Source organism: Paenibacillus konkukensis, assembly GCF_023523925.1.
In the GTDB taxonomy this organism is placed as follows: Bacteria; Bacillota; Bacilli; order Paenibacillales; family NBRC-103111; genus Paenibacillus_S; species Paenibacillus_S doosanensis.
Genome location: NZ_CP027059.1, coordinates 4,367,366 through 4,386,223 on the forward strand (window position 1 = coordinate 4,367,366; position 18,858 = coordinate 4,386,223).

Here is an 18,858-nt window from a genome sequence, read left to right on the forward strand (position 1 = left end):
GACAGTTTTCAAAGGAAGGAATTGGATGAAAGAGAAGATGGAGCAATCCAAGCTGAAGCTGTCCCAATTCCAATGGAGAAACGTGGCCGCCAAGCCGGCAGTCGAAGAAGCTAAGAGCGAACAGAAGCAGCAGCCTTTAACCGGAAAATTTTATAGTGATCTTCGTTTACATAAATGGACCGTGATCAAAGCCGTATCCGTATTGGGCGTCGTATCCGCCGTTGTGTGGGGCGGGAATAGCCTTGTTCATGCGGGTATGAAAAACATATATCATGTAGCAATCAACGGGCAAGAGGTAGGCACGGTTGAGGATACCTCCGAAGTGGAAGAATTGAAGCAGACGAAATCCAAAGAGCTGGCGTCTTCCAATACGGCGGTGCGGATGAAGGTTCTGGAGCCTGAGGTCACATATCAGGTTGAAAGGGTTTTCATGGAGAAGACGAACGATCAGCAGGTGCTAGACCGCGTAGCCGGTGCTATAACAGCTACGCCAGTAGGCACGGAGCTGCTCGTTGACGGCAAGCCGATGGGCGTGCTGAGGGACGAACAAACAGCGGACAAGCTGCTTGAGGATATTAAGAATTCGGTGCTGGAGAAGAAGAAGGATGCGGGCAAGGTGCGTATTCTATCGGCCTCTCCGGCTAGCGCGCCTTCGGAAGTAGAATTGCAGAAGGTAGAGTTCGTGCAAAAGGTAGAGTTGAAAGAAATCGAGATTCAACCGCAAGATGTGATGAGTCCCGACGAGCTGAAGCAGAAATTGGAGACCGGCGACGTGACGCCGACCAAATATACGGTGGAGAAAGGCGATTGCGTATCCTGCATCGCCCAGAAGCTGGACATTCCGAAGCAGGTCATTTATCAAAACAATCCGACGATCAGCGACGACATGATCAAGGTCGGTCAAGAGCTCGATTTAACGGTGCTGCAGCCGAAGCTGGCCGTCCGCACGGTCGAGAAGGTGGCCGAATCCCAGGAAATTCAATATGAGACTGAATACCAGACCGATGATACGATGCGGGCAGGTACGAATGAAGTCATTAAAGAAGGCAAGAACGGCTTGAAGAAAGTGATGATTCAAGTGACGAAGGTCAACGGGCTGATGACCGACGAAACGGTATTGAGCGAGGAAGTCGTTCAAGAGCCGGTCAAAGCGATCGTCCGCAAGGGAACCAAGGTCATCAAGGGAGAAGGAACAGGCAAATTCGCATGGCCGGTGGCATCGTCAACCATTACGAGCACGTTCGGCACCCGCTGGGGCGTATTCCATAAAGGAGTCGACCTGACATCTTCGAACAAAAACATTATGGCGTCGGATAACGGCAAGGTTATTTTTGCTGGCGTCAAGAGCGGCTACGGCAACTGCATCATTATCGACCATATGAACGGGTATAAGACGCTGTACGGCCATTTAAGCCAAATCTATACGAGCGTCGGGAAAATCGTCGAGAAGGGCGAAAAAATCGGTTATATGGGCAGCACAGGCGACTCAACGGGCATCCATCTGCATTTCGAGGTGCAGCAAAACGATTCGCCGCAAAATCCTCTGAAATATTTGAATAAATAGCACTTATTCATATCTTTCTTACTAGCATAGACGCAGCCCGAGGGGAAAAGGTTGCTTCGTCCGGGCAAGATCGCGGAACAGCATATAAAGAGGCATGGAAGAAGCAGGAAAGCTGCTGGCCCATGTCTCTTTTTGCATCGAGGTGTGGTAAGATAGATGTAAGTATTGTGAGAAAGTGGATAAACCCGAGCGATTCAGTTTTTTTCTAAGGCGGTGATCGAACAGGATGGCGAAAATACTCGTTGTCGATGATGAACAACCGATTGCGGATATATTGAAATTCAATTTGGAAAAGGAAGGCCATGAAGTCATCTGCGCGTATGACGGAGGCGCGGCGGTCGATCTGGCTTTCAAGGAAGACCCCGATCTGATCCTGCTCGATTTGATGCTTCCCGTGAAGGACGGAATGGATGTATGCAGGGAAGTGCGGAGCAAGCTCAACACGCCGATCATTATGCTGACGGCCAAGGATAACGAGATCGACAAGGTGCTAGGGCTTGAGCTTGGGGCCGATGATTATGTGACCAAGCCGTTCGGCACCAGGGAGCTGCTCGCCCGCGTGAAAGCGCATTTGCGGCGGCATACGAAGGTGCAGACGCCGCTGCCGACGGAGCCGGAAGCGAGGCAGGGTATCCGGATTCAAAGCCTGTTTATCGATAGCGATATGTATCTGGTCTACAAGGATGACGTCGCTCTCGATCTGACGCATCGCGAATTCGAGCTTATTCAGTATATGGCCAAAAACAGCGGCAAAGTGATGACCCGCGAGCATCTGTTGCAAGCGGTCTGGGGCTTCGAATATTTCGGCGACGTACGGACCGTGGATGTGACGATCCGCCGGCTGCGAGAAAAGATCGAGGATGACCCGAGCCGTCCGGAGTATATCTTGACCCGCAGAGGGTTGGGCTATATGATGCGCAATCCGAAAAGCGGAGGCTTCTAAGAGATGAAAGGACTTCGTTTCTTTCAATTTTTTCAATCGATTCAAGCGAAGATCATCATTATTTACGTACTGCTGATTCTGATTGCAATGCAGCTGATCGGAGTGTACTTCGTCCGAACGCTGGAGAGCTATTTCAAGAACGATTTCATAGAGTCTCATAACAGCCAGGCGCAGTTGCTTACCCAATTCGTCGAGCCTTATTTGTCGGTGAGCAGCGAGGAATCGAAGCAGGGGGATACGCGCAAAACGTTCGCCGATTTGAACGATGTGGTGAACAAGCTGTTCGCCAACAGCAGCGCGGAGATTCAGGTGATCGACGCCAACGGGTTCGTGCTCAGCACGTCGATGGCGAGCCACCAGTCGATTGTCGGGCAGAAGAACACGCAGACGGAAGTGAACCGCGCCCTGCAGGGGATTAAGGACAATCAGCGAATGTTCACCGACCTGGACGGCATCCGCAAGATGATCATCGTGAAGCCGGTGGCTTCGGGGGTTAAGGTGAACGGGGCGGTGTACATCATCGCTTCCATGGAAGAACTGTACAACACGATGAACCGGATCAATCAGTTTCTGATTACCGGGACGCTCATCGCGCTGGGGCTTACCATGGTCTTGGGGGTCGTGCTGTCGGCGACGATCACCGGGCCGATCAAGGCGATTACCCGCCAGGCGACGGCCGTCGCCGAAGGGCGGTTTAACGACAAGGTGCCCGTGCTCGGCAAGGATGAGATCGGACAGCTGGGGCAGACGTTCAACTTCATGATGGAGCGATTGAAAGAGGCTTTGTCGCTCAATGAGGAAGAGAAGGAGAAGCTGGCTTCGATTCTGACCAATATGAACGACGGATTGATCGCGACCGACGACGACGGCAAGGTGATCGTCATTAACCGGCGGGCGAAGCAGATCCTGCAGGTGAATGAGGATACGACGCTCGGCAAGCCGCTTCCCGAGGTGCTTGGCATCTCGAAGGAGACGATGAATGAGCTGCAGGCGGGGGAGTCCTCTTCCCCTTCAATGATGCTGCAATTTTATCACGATGCGGATGAGGAGCAGCTCTCCGTACGGGTCTCCTTCACGACGGTGTACAGCAAGGAGAAGGGCTCGGCAAGCACGATTGTCGTGCTGCAGGACGTGACGAACCAGGAGAAGCTGGAGGAATCGCGCAAGGAGTTCGTAGCGAACGTCTCACACGAGCTGAGAACCCCGCTGACGACGATTAAAAGCTATCTGGAGGCGCTGGAGGACGGAGCGTTGGAGGAGCCTCAGCTGGCCGGCAAATTCGTCAACGTAACGCGCAATGAGACGGAGCGGATGATCCGGCTCGTTACCGATCTGCTGCAGCTGTCCCGCCTCGATTCGAATCAGGCGATTATTAGCCGCGAGGTGACGGATGTCGCTGAAATGCTCGATGAGGTGGCCGACCGGTTCTCGTTCCAGCTGGAGCACCGCCAAATCGCGATCGCGATCGAGGTGGAGCCGGATATGGAAGAGATTATGCTGGACCGCGACCGGATCGATCAGGTACTGGACAATCTCGTGTCCAATGCGATCAAATATACGCCGGACGGCGGAAGCATCGCGATTCGCGCCCGCTGCCCGGAGCCGAAGTGGCTTGAGGTGTCGGTTCAAGATAACGGAATCGGCATTCCGAAGAAAGATTTGAACCGGATTTTTGAACGGTTTTACCGCGTTGACAAGGCGCGATCCCGCAGTATGGGAGGCACGGGGCTCGGGCTATCGATTGCCCGGGAAATAGTAAGGGCGCACGGCGGAACGATTGCGCTGGAGTCGGAATGGGGGCAAGGGACGAAGGTTACCTTCACGCTTCCGTACACCCTAGAGGAGGTTGCGCTATGATCGAGAAGCTGAAATCCGGCGTATTGGTGCTGTTGGTGGCGCTAAGCTTGCTGCAAAGCTACCTTCTCTCTTACAGCTCTCCGAAGTTCGATCCGCTCGTCCAGCAGGATTATGTCAAGACCGACCCGATGGGTTCCCAAGCTTCGCTGGAGGATCTGCTGTTCGCGGATCATGTCGTTTTGCATATGGGCAATCAGGTGCATACCGTGCTGTATCCGAATACCGCAGGCTATAATCAAATCCTCGATAGCGTGAAGCAGAGAACGCTGTCCGGCTTCCGCAAGACGACGGTGTCCTCCCTCAACATGAATGTGGAGGAAGTACGGGGCAAGCAGCAGGGTCTTGAGGTCGTGTTCCGCGACGGGATTCCGCTCAACGTCCTGCAGCGCGTCATGCAGCTGAAGGGCGAAGTGCCCGCAGATAACGATGTCATTACCCGGATTTGGATCGTTGCCAGAGAAGCGAAGGACGAGGTGCGAACGATTCTGTTCACGGATACGGCCAGTACGGTGTATGAAGTGCAGAAGGCGGATATTTCGGCCAAAGATATCGAACGGATTATCACGCTGGAAGGAACGGTTCCGTATAAAGAGACGGCGGACGGCTACTATTTGCCGACAAAGCCGATTTCTTTTCCCGCTTATACGCTCGATTTCACGCAGTTTACGGTCGATCAGCTGAAGCGAAGCTTCTTCGTCGATCCGGCGATCACACGGAACTTGTCGGAGCGCGACGGCACGGAGATTTATACCGACGCCAAGCGGGGGCTGCAGCTGAAGAACGACGAGCGCTGGCTAACCTATTCCGACCCTGTGGCTCCTGTAGACAGCAAAATCGACGTACAGGATAATCTGCTCTCTGCGGTGCAGTTCGTCAATCAGCACGGCGGCTGGAACGGACAGTATGCGGTGCAGAAGGTGCCTCAGCGGATGCTGCCGGTCAGCCAGTCGTTTATTTTCCGCCAATATTACGGTTCGCTGCCGGTGATGAATCAGCATAACGACAATATCGGATTTATTAAGATGTCGCTGCAAAAAGGCGTCGTCTCCCGCTATGAGCGGTCCATGATCATTCCCGATCCGGCGGGGGTAAGGAGCAGAGACGCGACGCTAATCGCCGGCGAAGAGCTCGATGCGAAGCTTGCTCAATATGCGAAGAAAAACGCCGTCATCTCGGTGTTCCCCGGCTATCGGCCGACGATATTCGATAAGACGATGGAGCTGGTGCCGGTATGGACGGTGGAACTGAGGGACGGTACGTATGAGTTTTTGGAATAGCTGCGGGCGGAGTAAGGCAAACGGACTCAGGCGCGGACAACGGTGTGAAGGAGGATGCCCATGGACTGGGGCCGGGCGAAGACGATTCTGATTCTTTCGTTTTTTCTGCTGAATATGGTGCTCGGCTACCAGCTGTGGACGACCCGGTCGGATCTGCTGGAGTTCGACGCCAATACGGCAAGTGCGGCCGAAGAGATTCAGAAGCTGATCAAGAGCAAGAACATTCAGATTTCCACGGAGATTCCGAAGGATGTCCCGAAGCTGAAGGAAATCGTCGTTAATTTCGACGATAAATATACATCGAACCAGCTGATTCCGCTGGAGACGCCGTTTAAGTACAGCCCGCTGCTAAGCCGGAGCGGGGCAAGGGAAACCGCTCCTAAGACAGGCATTCCGAATATGGATAAGTATCAGTATGATCCGATTCTGAGCACGAACGGCACCTATGTCTTCCACCAGCTGTACGGCTCGCTGCCGATGTTCGAGGTCAGGCTGGAGCTGAAGGAGCAGGACGGGATGATCGTAGGGTATAGGCAGGGGTATGCCGAGGTGAAGCCGGAGAGCGATCAGAAGGAGCAGAAGGTCATTTCTCCCTATATGGTGCTGCGCAGTCTGATCGAGAATTATTTCCCGAGCGGGACGGTCGTCACCAGCATCAAGCTTGGTTATCACGGTCAAGTATTTAATTCGCAGACGATGTTTATGGTGCCTTATTGGCGCGTCACGATAGGCAACGGGGAAGACGATATTTATTATGTGCACGCTTTGAACGGAGCGGTGGACCCGCCGCAGCGCAACAAGCGGTAGCGGCGCGGTTGTCAGGTTTACAGGATGGGAGTTTAATGGTATGGGAATTCGATTTACCGTATTGGCCAGCGGATCGACGGGGAATGCGATGGTGGTGGCGACGGATGAAGGCAAGGTGCTTATCGACGCCGGACTCAGCGCCAAAAAGATCGATCAGCTGTTAAAGGAAAAAGAGATGGACCCGCGGGAGCTCGACGCGATTCTGGTTACACACGAGCATGCGGATCATATTAAAGGGCTGGGAGCGGTCGCCCGCAAATACGATCTGCCGGTCTATGCCAACGAAAAAACGTGGGAAGAGCTGAACCGGCATATCGGGGAAATCGCCGAAGATAAGCGATGTATTATGGAAACCGGCGAGGTTCGCAATTTCGGCTCGCTGCAGGTGGAGTCGTACGGCATTTCCCACGATGCGGCCGAGCCGGTCGGCTACTGCTTCTATCATGGGGATGAGAAGCTGGCGCTGGCTACCGATCTGGGCTATATGAGCGCTAAAGTCAAGGAGAAAATCCAGAACAGCGACGTGCTGGTGCTGGAATCGAATCATGACATCGAGATGCTGCGGATGGGGAAATATCCGTGGAACATTAAGCGGCGCATCCTCAGCGATCTCGGCCATTTGTCGAATGAAGCCGCGGGCATCGGCCTTGTCGATGTAATGACGGAAAAGACGAAGCGGGTGTACTTGGCGCATTTGAGCCGGGATCATAACATCATGGATTTGGCCAGGCTGACCGTGAATAATATGGTAGAGGAAAGGCTGGCGCCCGACGATTACCGCGCCCGGCTTATGGATACATATTACGACCGGGCCACGGATTGGGATCGGCTGGATGAAGATTAGAGCCCCGATTCCGGAGTGAAGGCCGCGTCCAATTGCTCCGACATCGCGGCGATATCCTGCGCGGTAATGATGCCTTTCTCTACAAGCACTTCGATGAGCGCGCTGACGATCAGCGAATTCTGGTAATGCGCGAGTTTCAAATCGGCTAGCTTGCCGATCCAATCTACTTGCTCCAAATGCGAGGAAATGCGGTTCATAGATTGCAGCATCCTTTCCATATGAGAATGAATGGGTTGTGACCGGCCGTCTGTATCAGACAAGGGCTCTTCTATACTATACCGCCGACTGGTTTGAGCCTGCCTGCTGCGGGCTGTACGTTCGTGTGCAGCAGCGAAGCTCCTTCGTTCGGAGGAGCCGTGTGTCAGGGCGGATCGCAAATGAAACCAAGACGCTGGAGCCGGTTGATCTTCTTTTCGTTCTACTCTTAGTCTAGTCTTTCAAGCGGGAAAACATTCCTGTTTCTAAAAAAAGTTTTGGAGATTGCTAGTTTAGCCTGATGCGAATCTCAAGTGTTACTTTGACGACGGGACCAGAATTCAATGGGGACTCTGCTTGGCAGAGAAGGGAGCGGGAGAGCGATGAGTCTGTTCGACGATGATTTTTATTCCACGAAGGTGTCCCGTTGGGAAGGCTGGTCTGCCCGGGGAGCGGCTGGACGGCGGATGAAGGGGATGAAGCTCGCTCCTTGGGTGCTGCCCGCCGCAGGCGGAGCCGCCGCGATGCTCGTACTCGTGCTGCTGTTCGGCGGTTGGGGACATCACTCTGCACAGCCGGCTTCGCTAACGGCGGCTGCTGCGGCAGCGGGAGGAGCCGTTGACGCGCAAGGGCTGGCCGGAGATTCGGCCGTCTACGCTGCGGAGAAGGTAGGGCCGACCGTTATCAGCATCATCGCCTCCAACAAGGACAGCGATAAGGAGGCGGTCCGCGGGGCGGTAGGTCTCGGCTCCGGCATTATGTTCCAGAAATCGGGAAGTACGATCCGCATCGTCACGAACAACCATGTGGTGGAGGGCTTCAGCCAGCTGGAGGTCGTTACGGCGACCGGAGAGCACAAAAAGGCGGAGCTGATCGGCCGCGATCAGATGACCGATCTGGCGGTGCTGGAGATCGACGGGAGCGGGATCAAGCAGATCGCCGAGTTCGGCGATTCGGACGCATTGAAGCCTGGGGAGGCGGCCATCGCGGTAGGCAATCCGCTCGGACTCGGCTTCGCCCCGACGATTACGAAGGGCATTATTAGCTGGCCGAAGCGGACGATTCCGGTCTCCTTAAGCCAGCAGGGCGACTATGACTGGGAAATGGACGTCATCCAGACCGATGCGGCGATTAACCAGGGCAACAGCGGAGGCGCCCTCGTCAGCCTCGACGGCAAGGTGGTCGGCATCAATACGCTGAAGGTCGCCGATATGGGCGTCGAAGGGCTCGGCTTCGCCATTCCGATCAACTCGGCCAAGCCGGTCATCGAAGCGCTGATCAAGGATCATAAGATCAAGCGCCCTTATATGGGCGTGGTGACGCAAAATTTGCAATCTTTTAAAGGAACGGAAGTATTAAAGCTGCCTGCGGGTGTAAAGACTGGTATTATTGTTATAGACGCGACAGGGCCGTCCAAAGACGCTGGTCTCAAAACGAACGACGTCATCGTCGAGCTCGACGGCAAGCCGGTCGACAGCACCTTGGAGCTGCGCAAATATATTTATAGTCAAAAGAAGGTCGGAGATAAAATCAACGTCACCTATTACCGCGGCGGCAAGAAAGCGACCGTCGCCCTGACAATGGGAGAGGTGCCCGACAAGTAATATGCGAGAGCAAATAGAAAAAAGCGGGGTCTCATTATGTATGTAGTCTGCAAAGAACATCTGGAACTGGCGATCGATCAATTCGTCGACGAATACGAGGATGCGCCGGATATTGTCGATTTAGAGAAAACCAGCTTCCCGGCATGGGAGCCGCCGGCTCATTGCGAGCGCTGTATGGAACGGGCGAGATTCCTGGTCGTATAGCCGGAAGCGAAGGAAGAAGGCCGCTCGTGCCCGCGTTGGGACGAGGGCCTTCTTTTTTTATGGGGGAAACGCAGGTAGGCTGCGGCTGTGCGGCTGCATGAAGAAAAAGCAAAAGAAAAAGCAGGATGAAAGGATGTTGTTGCATTATGCAAATCCAGATTGTTGCCGTAGGCAAGCTGAAGGAATCTTATCTCGTGCAGGGCATCGCCGAGTACGTCAAGCGCCTTGGCCCGTACGCCAAGGTGCAGATCAGCGAGGTGCCCGACGAGCGGGCACCGGAGACGATGAGCGCCGCGGAGGAGGCGCTCGTGCGCCAGCGCGAGGGCGAACGCATCCTCGCGCAGATCAAGAGCGACGCCTACGTCGTGGCGCTCGCTATCGACGGCAAGCCGCTCTCGAGCGAGGAGCTCGCGCGGCATGTGGAGGGCCTGGCCACGTACGGGCGCAGCCACGTGGCCTTCGTCATCGGGGGCTCGCTGGGGCTGGCCCCCGCGGTGCTGGCGCGCGCCGAACTGAAGCTGTCGTTCGGGCGCATGACTCTGCCGCATCAGCTTATGCGGCTGGTGCTGGTGGAGCAGGTGTACCGCGCGTTTAAGATTATGCGGGGGGAACCGTATCGCCTTTAAGGGTAAAATAGAAAGGGACTCCATCAAGTCCCCGTAGCTGATTTCTGTTAAGTTGTTCATATAATCCAAGGCCGATGGATGAATAGGAGCAATGGATTCAGAGTATTTCGCCATGCGTCTTACAAGCTCTGCCGTGTCGCTATGAAGCGATTCGATAGCAAAGTCGAAGTGCAGAATGATTCGTTCTATGTGGCGGCTTTCCCTTCTGGAGGGTTTGTCCTTGGATATGTGAATGCTCTGAATGAGGAGCCGGAGCAAGGCTTTCTGCTCATCCTTGTCGGCGTGATTTAAAGCATCCTGTACCTTTGCGAGCAAGTTATGCAGAGAGTCATAATCGACAGGCTTGTTATCGTACTGTGCTTCACTGACTGCAATTTCATCCAAGCGTTTTTGAAGTGAATGCAGCTCGGATTGAGTCGCCAGCAGATCGGGCTTGAAGATATCAGCCAAGTCAGGGTCGTTCATAATGCCTTCTTTCAAACTTTTAAGCTTTCTTTGTATCTTGGCAATTTGCTGCTCAACCACCTTCTTTTCATCTAGCAGGGGCAACTCTGCATTTGATCGTTGCTGATTTATGTGGTCAACAAGCTTTCTCAAAATGTATGGCTTTGCTACGATACGATGCAACTCATCCATCACTTGCTGCTCAGCGTATTCAGCCTTGATCATGTTGGAGCGGCATACACTCGCCCCTTTATTATGAAACTGCCCGCAGACGTAATAACGATATTGCTCTCCACTGCCTCCCTTGGAACGTGCAGGAACCATGCCGTGGCCGCAAGCGGGACATTTCAATATTCCGCTAAGAATGTACGGCGTATACGAGCGTGAAGGCTTGTAGGAGCGTTTCTGAATCGCCGAGTGGACTCTATCCCATAGTTCCTTCGCAATGATTGGCTCATGGATGCCGTCTGTCAGAATGAAGTTGGGGTTCTTTCCTTTGCGTCGTTTTTCAGACCAGTTCTCAACCTGATTGTAGCGAATCTTGCCGATGTAGATCGGATTGTTCAGGATCGTTTTGATGCCGTTGGTAGAGAAGGGCTTGCCCTGCTTGGAACGGTATCCGGCTTCATTGAGCCGTCGCGTGATTGCCTTCAGCCCCAAACCTTGGTCGGCGTATTCAAATATCTTCTTGACGATGATAGCCTCGGATTCATTCACCACAAGTTCCTTGTTGATGTTGTTATAGCCGAGAACAACGCCGCCATTGTATTTTCCTTCGCGTGCCCGCTGCTGTTGTCCAAGCTTCCCTCGCTCGATGATATTGCTTCGTTCCAATTCTGCAATCATGCCAAACATCTGAAAGGTCATCATGCCAGTAGGTGTTGATGTATCGAAGTTCTCCTTCAAGCTGACCAGTTTGATATTGGAATTGACCAGCGTATCACTGATTTCCAATTGATCACGCAACTTGCGGGCAAGTCTGTCCAGCTTATACAGCATAACGATCTGGAATTTTTGCTGCTCGGCATCCTTCAGCAGTTTAATGAGTTGCGATCTTCCTTTGATACTTTTACCGCTGGCTCCCTCGTCAATATATCGCTCCACAATCTCAAGATTGTTCAGCCCTGCATATTTCTCCAGTTCTGCGATCTGTGCGGCGATACTAAAGCCCTCCTTGGCTTGCTCTTCTGTACTCACACGTGCGTATATGACCGCTTTAAGCTTGCTCATCCTGCTTGTCCTCCTGTTGCTCATATTTGCTCAGAAAATCGTTGTAAAGTTGATTCCAGTCCTTTATTGGGAACAGAGGGAATACATTTGGATGTTCAATAGAGGCCTTAAATAATTCAATAGCATGATGCAGTGGTGAAGGATGGTCTGCAATAGCATCATCAAATAAATCTCCTGAACGACTGTGCATTTCGACTTCGGCAATAAAACGGGCCAGGCAGTCAATAAAGGTCTTGTGATCTACTGTGTTGACAGTATCCTTATTGTAAATAAACCGCATTCTGCCGTTCGGAAAGAGCTGATAAATGTAGCATCCGAAATGAAAGTCCGATGGCAAATCGGATTGGCGTTCAGCAGATGAAGATTGTTGAGAAGCAGGTTTTAATTCTGAACAGCCAATTGTGAATGTCTTTATTTCACCCCTATAAAAATCATCATTCAGAACATCCAGCGAAATGTTTAATTCCTTGGTTAATCCATAAACAAGCTGATATGAAGGATTTTTTGAATCTCCGCGTTCAACGGCGGTAATAGATTGCGGTGTCACTCCCAACCTCTCACTGATCGCTTTCGTTGTATAATCGCTTTTTGCATTGAGTTTGCCGACTTCTTCACGGAAAAAGCGGATACGCTCACCAAGAGTGCTTTCCTTAAGCTTTAGAAATTCAAATGTAGTTATCGGTCTGGAGGCCATGGTCGGCATCCCCTTTCTAATTTTTCTTTACACCAATTATATGTGTTGATATGATAATAGGCAAATATATTTACTTAGACAAATATAAATGGTGGTGTTTAAATGAATATGAAGGACCATGTTTGTGGTGCTGAGCTTCCCGATGAGTTAGACAAAAGCATTGTTGAATTGCAAGAGGATCAGCACAGGGCTGAGGAGCAATTCCTAAGAAAGCTGGCTTTGCTTGTGGAAGCTGAGATTAAAGAACAGGTTTATCGGCTCTAACAACGGGTGTACAAGAATGACAAGCAAGAGGCCTCAATCCCTTGCTACGTCTGGACTTGGGGCCTCTTGATATTGGAGTGAATTCTCATGTATTTGTATAATAAGCGAAAAGTATCAGAGCTATTGAACACAGTCCAAGCTTTAAAGGATATCATAGCTGATGATAGTTTTTCATGCCCTTATGATAAGTTGATAATTTGTTCTGAGGAGCTACCATCGCAGGAGTTTCTCGATACCATAAAGCCTGCAATGTATCAAACTGAAGACGACGAAACGCATTACAGATATAGGTTGGTATACGAGCTTTTCAGTGTGCAGTGGAAGCAGATGAACCCTAAAGCGGCGACAACTTCAATCATGCTAAATCCATGGAAACACAGGCTCACTCCTGCCGCAGTGCTTAAAATAATTGACTTCATCATAGGTAGCCATCATTTTGCATACGTAGTAAAAAGCGACGACAAGGTTGATTATCTCCATACGGTAACCTCAGAAGAACTATCGAAGTGCCTTTTCGTAGGATATCAAAAGAAGCCGCCGACAAACTATATGATGCTAGACCAGACCTTTTTATATGGCAAGAGCAAAGGTCAACAGGTAAAAAATTATGATAAGGCAGAAGAACAGGGGACTTCTGATATCACATGGACTCGGGTTGAGAAAACGAGAAAGATAAGAGACAAGAACGCAAGACTAAAGGTATTCCAATTTATGTTCGATGATCGAGCTGACGCATTAAAGAATATGCTGGTAGTTGATACCGGGAGATTTAGTGGCCGGGATAAAATCATCCGCAGAATAAAGAAATATGGCACCTTTCAGGCAGCATATATGTCTTTAAGTACTCAAGAAAAAAGGAAACTGAGGAGCCATGAAGCTTTTAAAAATCCCAAAATAAACCTGCTTGAAGCTTTTAAAACTGATTTAGATATCTGGCTATCTACATCGCCGATCTTAAAGATAAAGAAAATGAACTTGGATACTGTCGAAAAGAGTTGGAATAACCATGATAAAAGATATGCAACCGATTTGAAAGTGAGTCCAATATTTTCGGAGTACAAGCCAATAGCCTCTTTGACTGGTTATAACAAGGCATACAGTTCCACAAGAAGCAGCTGTTTCTCAAAGCAAGTTGTATCCCTATACTAGAGTCTGTCTTCAAACTATTAATCAAGTAAAAATAATGGTAGAATCAGGGTATGAGAAGACGATACGAAATACACGACGAACAATGGGAAATTATTAAAGACTTGCTGCCCTCCGAGCGAAAAAAGCAAGGCGGAAGGCCAGCAAAAGACAATCGGACGATGTTGAATGCCATGCTGTGGATTGCAAGAACCGGCGCGCCTTGGCGCGATTTACCGGAGTATTATGGTTCCTGGAAAACCGTATACACCCGATTTCGCCGCTGGCAAATGTCTGGGGTGTGGGAGCAGATTTTAGAGCATGTTTCGATAGAACCCGACTTCGAGAATGTGATGATCGATGCAACCATCGTTCGCGTTCATCAGCATGGAGCCGGGGCAAAAGGGGGCAGCAATTTCAAGCCATCGGGCGATCCAGAGGCGGACTCACGACCAAGATCCACGCCATCGTAGACGCACTGGGTAACCCTTTGCGTTTTGAACTCACCGGCGGACAAAGTCATGATTGTATGACGGGCTACGAAATGCTGAAGTCCATGGAACTTACTGGAACCAATGTCTTGGCGGATCGAGGATACGATACGAATGCAATCCTTGATCTTCTACAGGGTCAACAAGCCAATCCCGTGATTCCCAGTAAAAAGTCTCGCCGTGTTCAGCGAGATTGCGACTGGTGGCTTTACAAAGAACGCCACGGGGTAGAATGTTTTTTTAATAAAATTAAGCATTATCGTCGCATTGCTACACGGTTTGAGAAATTAGCCTGTACGTTCAAGGCTTTTTTGACATTAGTTTCGATTATGATATGGATGGCTTAAGTTTGAAGACAGGCTCTAGGGCAGCAGCCTGTCAAGCCCGAGCGACAGCGAGTTCATTACAGGCTTGATAGGCGTCTTTCATATCCGACACTGTGCAGGTTCCTTGGCGTCAGCCAAGGGACGCCGCACGGCGAGTGACGGGATGCAAGGGCAGTAGTCCTTGCGTTCCCCTCAGGGGCGGAGGGGTGGTCTATCTACAACGCGATGTCGGGCCGCGAGCGTCAGCGAGCGGCCCTGTCCCTTGCTTGAGGTTTCACAGTAGCAAGCTACATTAATCCACGTTCTTTCAAGCTGACAAAGATGCCGTCGCCAATGATGATATGATCCAATACGTCTACGCCAATAACGTCGCCAGCATCGGATAACCGCTTCGTTATCTGGATGTCCTCGGGGGATGGAGTCGGGTCGCCGCTGGGATGATTATGGCAGACCACAATGGATGCAGATGAACGTTTGACGGCAGCACGAAATACCACAGCAGGATGAACGATTGCAGCGTTTAAAGAACCGATGGAGAGTGTCTCTGGCTGTCCGATAACGTGATTCTTCGTATTCAGAAACAGCGTAACAAATTGCTCCTGCTGAAGATAACGCATCTCCTGCATTAATAAATCGGCGGCATCCTGCGGCTTGCGGATGAATCGCGGCTGACTGCAGGATGGCTTGCTGAAACGTTGTGCCAACTGCATAGCGGCGACAATCTGCCGTGCCTTAACCTTGCCGATTCCTTTAATAGACAACAGTTCCTGCTCTGTGGCGTTGGCAAGCTCCCGTATGGAGGGGAAGCGGTTAAAAATCTCATCAACGATATAGGAGCCGGGCTTTTCGGCGAGGGCATCACCCAGCAGCGATTTAATCGTACTCAGTTCATTCCAATGGTTCATGGTTGCTTCCTCCTGTAAACGCAAAAAAGGAGAAGCCGCATTCCACTTCTCCCGTTGCGTGATATGATGTTGTTCGGTATGATGATTACAAGGTTATTTTTTTGAGTCGCCTCATATGCGGGCGGCTTCTTTTTCTGTTTCCTCAATCTGCATCTGAATCAGGACGAGCTTCACAAGAGCCTGAGCGTACCTTCTGCCGTCTTCAGTATCGAAATCAGCATCGTTGTCCATTGTCTGCATCGCCCTCATCAGACTGGCCTTCCGAGTCATTAGATGATTAATCTTTTTCACGCATTTCACCTCCTTTCAAGGCAATAAAAAATAGCCTGCTGTCGTCTTCTGACGATGCGGCCATCTGCATGATTCTTATAAATATAAGATCGGGAATGGGTGCAACTCCATTTCCAAAGTATGGTGCCAAGTAGACTCACTTCTGCGTTTCCTGTGGCTGAGCAATGAATTGAATCAATACCGTCGCCCGCCCGTTTTGGAGTGCAACAACTGCATATCTCCCCTTAGCCAACTGCACACTGTAGATGAATCCTTTCTGTTCGCAAAATCCTAAATACTCTTTGGAGTCGTTGTCCTTGAATGCCATGTAATTCATCGTACGATCTTCCTCTCTAAGTAAAATGGGCTATGCCTTGGCGATACGCTCTTGGTACCGCTGCAACTGCTGTGGAAACTCGCGGCGAAAATAGGCAATCATCCAGCGAGCGGCAGTGTCTTCGTCCACCTGATACATCCGTCGGCAATATACAAACAGCACTGTTCCGGCCATACGGATGCCTCCATTCATGACCAACTGCTTCAGCAACTCTTCCATCTCCACAGGTAAGCCTTGCTTGATTACCATCTGCATTCCTCTCCTTTCTCCGGCGTCATCTCACAGCCGATGATGTTTTTCTCTGTCAGGCAACGACAAATAGCCCTCTCGTCGATTGAGGGGGCAAATTTGCGTATGCTGCTGTTTTGTGGCGGTGTGCGTAAAATGATCTTCAGTAATGAAGCCATAAGCAGCAGTTTATATGGGCACAAAAAAAGGACTGCGATCTACTGTATAACAGTAGAAAGCAGCCCTTGGAAATAGGGGTCGGGCATGAAACGGTAGACCGCCCCATTGCTATATTAAGGTGTGGTACCTCGGGAAAATTTATGTATTTTCAGTCTGCATAATGGTTGTCCGACTTCTCGAATGTACCCACAAAATCCTGGGCAATTCTAAGCAGAAACTGAATTTCATCAACATTGCGATCAGCGAGTAGAGGCTGGAACATTTCAATCAGTTGCTGCTTATCTGCTCCGGCTTCTTCTGTATCTGCAAAAAGAAACAGCTCATGAGGTTTGATCTTCAACGCCTGCATTATTTTCTCCAAAGATTCCAACGAGATATTGCGTACTCCTCGCTCTGTATCCGATAGATACTTTTCGCTTAATCCGGACATCTCCGAAAGCTTCTCCTGAGTTATTCCCTGTGCTTTTCGGACAAGCCTGATTTTCTCGCCTACCAGCTTCACAAACTCTGACATGATATCACCTCTACAGTAAAGCGTAGAGGAGTTGAATGATCAGCATAACACCACTAAAGTTCATACTAAGTACATTTATAAGTGACCTTTTGAATCTGTTATTGTAAAATATTCCTGATGAAATCTATAGATGATAGATGCATCAAACAAATGTACAGGAGGATACAAAGCATGATGAGAAAGCTTGTTTTTAGCATTGCAGCGTTTATATTATCATTTTCAAGTATCGCAACCACTGTGTTTGCCGATTTACCTTCCTATGGCGAGGAGTGGCAGAATGCAGAAGCAATACAGCAAACCGTAACCTTTTCCGATCTGCCTCAAACGAACTGGGCTTATCAATACATATCGGAGATGGTAAATCGCAAGGTCATCAGCGGATACCCTGACGGCAAGTTCCGGCCGAACAATACGATTACACGGGCTGAATTCGCCAAGATCATGATTACAGCTTCGGGCATTGACGCGAAGAAAGTAAATTACTCATCCTTCGCCGACGTTCCTGCGACCAACTGGGCATCCCCGTTTGTTGAAGCTGTAAAGGATTATATGACAGGATATCGGACAGCGAACGGTCAGTATGTTTTTAAACCCGGCCAGCCTGCACTCAGGGAAGATATCACTGTAGCGTTGGTCAAATTGAAAGGGTATGATGCAAGCCGTCTGCCTGACCACAGTACACTAGAAGCAATGTTCAAGGATTATAAGGGAATTTCTGAATCGGCCAAGGACTACGTTGCCATCGCTATCGAGAATGGTTTGGTGTCCGGCTATCAGGATGAGACTTTCCGCCCTCAGGCGACAGTTACTCGTGCCGAGGCTGCTGTGCTTCTCTGGAGAGCTTATCAGTACGGAAACGATAACAAGGACGTCGGAGGGGGAAGTATGGATATAACTACGCCAGTGTCACCATCACCAACGCCTTCGTTGAACAATCAAACACCAAGCACGCCAGTTCCTTCTGAGAAGCCGGTGCAGTCCGACAAATTCACTGTTGATACTCTGGTAGGAGGCACTGGAGCCGGGAATACAGATGGCCCTGTCTCACAGGCGAGGATAAATTATATCGACAGTATGGTGCTTGATAAATCAGACAATATTTATTTCCTGAATAGCCAGAACAAAAGCATTCGCAAATTCACTTCTGCTAATGGCACTGTCAGCACGTTGAATACGAGCGACAACAAGCCTGATGATTTTTATCCTCTGAATGACAAGGAGAACCGGAAGCAGCAACTGCTGGCGTACAATTATCAGGCAGATAAGGTGCTTGTTGGATCAATCTATCTCTCAGGAGGCAACTTCTCTGCAACTGCGGATACACGCTTGCATCAGGTGCAGCCCTCTGTTGATCTGTTTGCGTATGGAAGCGACGATGGATTTGGATACCAAAGCTATCTCAGCTTTGTACAGGCCATCCGTGAAGATGAAGTGTTGTATGGCATCGTATCCCGCGACGACAACAATAAAGTGCTTGATAGCTATATTTTGCAGGCCAAAAAGGGAGAGCAGAGCAAAATCATCGCCAGCACTAAAGAAGGGAGCAGCAGTGCCTTTAGCAGAAAATCAGCAATTGTATACAATGATCAGGCAATTTATATTCTGGATGCCGGAACGCGGACGCTGAACGCTATTCAACTTTTCCCAAGAAAGATTAAAGCGATCAAGACGATCAACACATTTGAAATTGAGTCCATCACATCGTATAACGGCAAGTTTTACTTTTCGAGCGGAGATACCATATATGAGATGGATTCAGCAGGCAATCTGAACTATTTTGTTCGCGGCACCGATTTGATATATAACGATGGCAATCCTATTGAGTCTATAAATGAGATGGCCTTTGATAAAGCAGGGAACATCATTCTATTCGATGCCGGAAACCATTCGATTCGACGGATCAATCTGTAGATACAGGAGGATTGAGCG

At 50.3% G+C, this 18,858-nt stretch carries 19 protein-coding genes and 2 pseudogenes; 13 read left to right on the forward strand and 8 right to left on the reverse strand.

What is annotated here, in order from left to right; translation table 11 throughout:
* The first annotated feature begins 25 nt into the window (after positions 1-25).
* The 6 genes from SK3146_RS18875 (at position 26) to SK3146_RS18900 (ending at position 7,292) form a co-directional block, all read left to right on the forward strand.
* Positions 26-1,564: a peptidoglycan DD-metalloendopeptidase family protein gene (locus SK3146_RS18875; protein WP_249860279.1), complete on the forward strand. Its 1,539-nt coding sequence runs from the start codon at positions 26-28 to the stop codon at positions 1,562-1,564.
* Positions 1,565-1,790: 226 nt separating this feature from the next.
* On the forward strand, positions 1,791-2,507 hold the full coding sequence (yycF, locus tag SK3146_RS18880) for a response regulator YycF (RefSeq protein ID WP_249860280.1): 717 nt from the start codon (positions 1,791-1,793) through the stop codon (positions 2,505-2,507).
* Between the two features lie 87 nt (positions 2,508-2,594).
* Complete coding sequence (gene walK / locus SK3146_RS18885; RefSeq protein WP_434006902.1) at positions 2,595-4,364, forward strand: cell wall metabolism sensor histidine kinase WalK; 1,770 nt, start codon at positions 2,595-2,597, stop codon at positions 4,362-4,364.
* Positions 4,361-5,641 (forward strand): YycH family regulatory protein, encoded by a 1,281-nt coding sequence (locus tag SK3146_RS18890; RefSeq protein ID WP_249860282.1) that lies wholly within the window; start codon positions 4,361-4,363, stop codon positions 5,639-5,641. The genes walK and SK3146_RS18890 overlap by 4 nt, the downstream gene beginning before the upstream one ends.
* Positions 5,642-5,701: 60 nt before the next feature.
* Positions 5,702-6,448: a two-component system regulatory protein YycI gene (yycI, locus tag SK3146_RS18895; protein ID WP_249860283.1), complete on the forward strand. Its 747-nt coding sequence runs from the start codon at positions 5,702-5,704 to the stop codon at positions 6,446-6,448.
* Positions 6,449-6,488: 40 nt separating this feature from the next.
* A complete protein-coding gene (locus SK3146_RS18900; RefSeq protein WP_249860284.1) occupies positions 6,489-7,292 on the forward strand; it encodes an MBL fold metallo-hydrolase in 804 nt (267 codons plus the stop codon).
* Here SK3146_RS18900 and SK3146_RS18905 read toward each other — a convergent pair.
* Positions 7,289-7,468 carry a nitrile hydratase subunit alpha gene (locus tag SK3146_RS18905; protein ID WP_249860285.1) on the reverse strand — a complete coding sequence of 60 codons (180 nt, stop codon included), beginning with the start codon at positions 7,466-7,468 and terminating at the stop codon, positions 7,289-7,291. The two genes, SK3146_RS18900 and SK3146_RS18905, sit on opposite strands and share 4 nt — an antisense overlap.
* A 402-nt stretch (positions 7,469-7,870) precedes the next feature.
* Between SK3146_RS18905 and SK3146_RS18910 the strand changes: the two genes are divergently transcribed.
* From SK3146_RS18910 to rlmH, 3 genes are all read left to right on the forward strand, one after another.
* Positions 7,871-9,091: a S1C family serine protease gene (locus SK3146_RS18910; protein WP_249860286.1), complete on the forward strand. Its 1,221-nt coding sequence runs from the start codon at positions 7,871-7,873 to the stop codon at positions 9,089-9,091.
* Positions 9,092-9,127: 36 nt separating this feature from the next.
* Positions 9,128-9,295 carry a CxxH/CxxC protein gene (locus SK3146_RS18915; RefSeq protein WP_249860287.1) on the forward strand — a complete coding sequence of 56 codons (168 nt, stop codon included), beginning with the start codon at positions 9,128-9,130 and terminating at the stop codon, positions 9,293-9,295.
* Between the two features lie 146 nt (positions 9,296-9,441).
* Entirely contained in the window at positions 9,442-9,921 is a 480-nt protein-coding gene (gene rlmH / locus SK3146_RS18920; RefSeq protein WP_249866363.1) for a 23S rRNA (pseudouridine(1915)-N(3))-methyltransferase RlmH, read from the forward strand.
* A 684-nt stretch (positions 9,922-10,605) separates the two neighbouring features.
* Here the strand turns inward: rlmH and SK3146_RS18925 are convergent.
* Together SK3146_RS18925 and SK3146_RS18930 are read right to left on the reverse strand one after the other, a co-directional pair.
* Positions 10,606-11,619 (reverse strand): annotated as a pseudogene (locus tag SK3146_RS18925) (recombinase family protein); the annotation flags it as partial.
* Positions 11,582-12,289, reverse strand: coding sequence for a helix-turn-helix domain-containing protein (locus SK3146_RS18930; RefSeq protein ID WP_162944339.1), 708 nt, complete (start codon positions 12,287-12,289; stop codon positions 11,582-11,584). The pseudogene SK3146_RS18925 and the gene SK3146_RS18930, both read right to left, overlap by 38 nt.
* 102 nt (positions 12,290-12,391) lie before the next feature.
* On the opposite strand from SK3146_RS18930, the gene SK3146_RS18935 reads away from it, so the two are divergent.
* The 3 genes and pseudogenes from SK3146_RS18935 (at position 12,392) to SK3146_RS18945 (ending at position 14,516) form a co-directional block, all read left to right on the forward strand.
* The gene (locus SK3146_RS18935; protein WP_249860288.1) at positions 12,392-12,553 is read left to right on the forward strand and encodes a hypothetical protein; all 162 of its coding nucleotides are present in this window, start codon (positions 12,392-12,394) and stop codon (positions 12,551-12,553) included.
* Positions 12,554-12,640: 87 nt separating this feature from the next.
* Complete coding sequence (locus SK3146_RS18940) at positions 12,641-13,702, forward strand: hypothetical protein (protein ID WP_249860289.1); 1,062 nt, start codon at positions 12,641-12,643, stop codon at positions 13,700-13,702.
* A 50-nt stretch (positions 13,703-13,752) separates the two neighbouring features.
* Positions 13,753-14,516, forward strand: a pseudogene (locus SK3146_RS18945) (IS5 family transposase).
* Positions 14,517-14,782: 266 nt separating this feature from the next.
* Here SK3146_RS18945 and radC read toward each other — a convergent pair.
* The 5 genes from radC to SK3146_RS18970 form a co-directional block, all read right to left on the reverse strand.
* A complete protein-coding gene (radC, locus tag SK3146_RS18950) occupies positions 14,783-15,400 on the reverse strand; it encodes a RadC family protein (RefSeq protein ID WP_249860290.1) in 618 nt (205 codons plus the stop codon).
* 111 nt (positions 15,401-15,511) lie between these two features.
* Positions 15,512-15,691, reverse strand: coding sequence for a hypothetical protein (locus tag SK3146_RS18955; RefSeq protein ID WP_249860291.1), 180 nt, complete (start codon positions 15,689-15,691; stop codon positions 15,512-15,514).
* Between the two features lie 136 nt (positions 15,692-15,827).
* Positions 15,828-16,007, reverse strand: a complete 180-nt coding sequence (locus tag SK3146_RS18960) for a hypothetical protein (RefSeq protein ID WP_249860292.1) — start codon at positions 16,005-16,007, stop codon at positions 15,828-15,830.
* A 30-nt stretch (positions 16,008-16,037) separates the two neighbouring features.
* Positions 16,038-16,256: a hypothetical protein gene (locus SK3146_RS18965; RefSeq protein ID WP_249860293.1), complete on the reverse strand. Its 219-nt coding sequence runs from the start codon at positions 16,254-16,256 to the stop codon at positions 16,038-16,040.
* Positions 16,257-16,563: 307 nt separating this feature from the next.
* Positions 16,564-16,929, reverse strand: coding sequence for a helix-turn-helix domain-containing protein (locus SK3146_RS18970; protein WP_249860294.1), 366 nt, complete (start codon positions 16,927-16,929; stop codon positions 16,564-16,566).
* 171 nt (positions 16,930-17,100) lie between these two features.
* On the opposite strand from SK3146_RS18970, the gene SK3146_RS18975 reads away from it, so the two are divergent.
* On the forward strand, positions 17,101-18,840 hold the full coding sequence (locus tag SK3146_RS18975; RefSeq protein WP_249860295.1) for an S-layer homology domain-containing protein: 1,740 nt from the start codon (positions 17,101-17,103) through the stop codon (positions 18,838-18,840).
* Positions 18,841-18,858 lie beyond the last annotated feature (18 nt).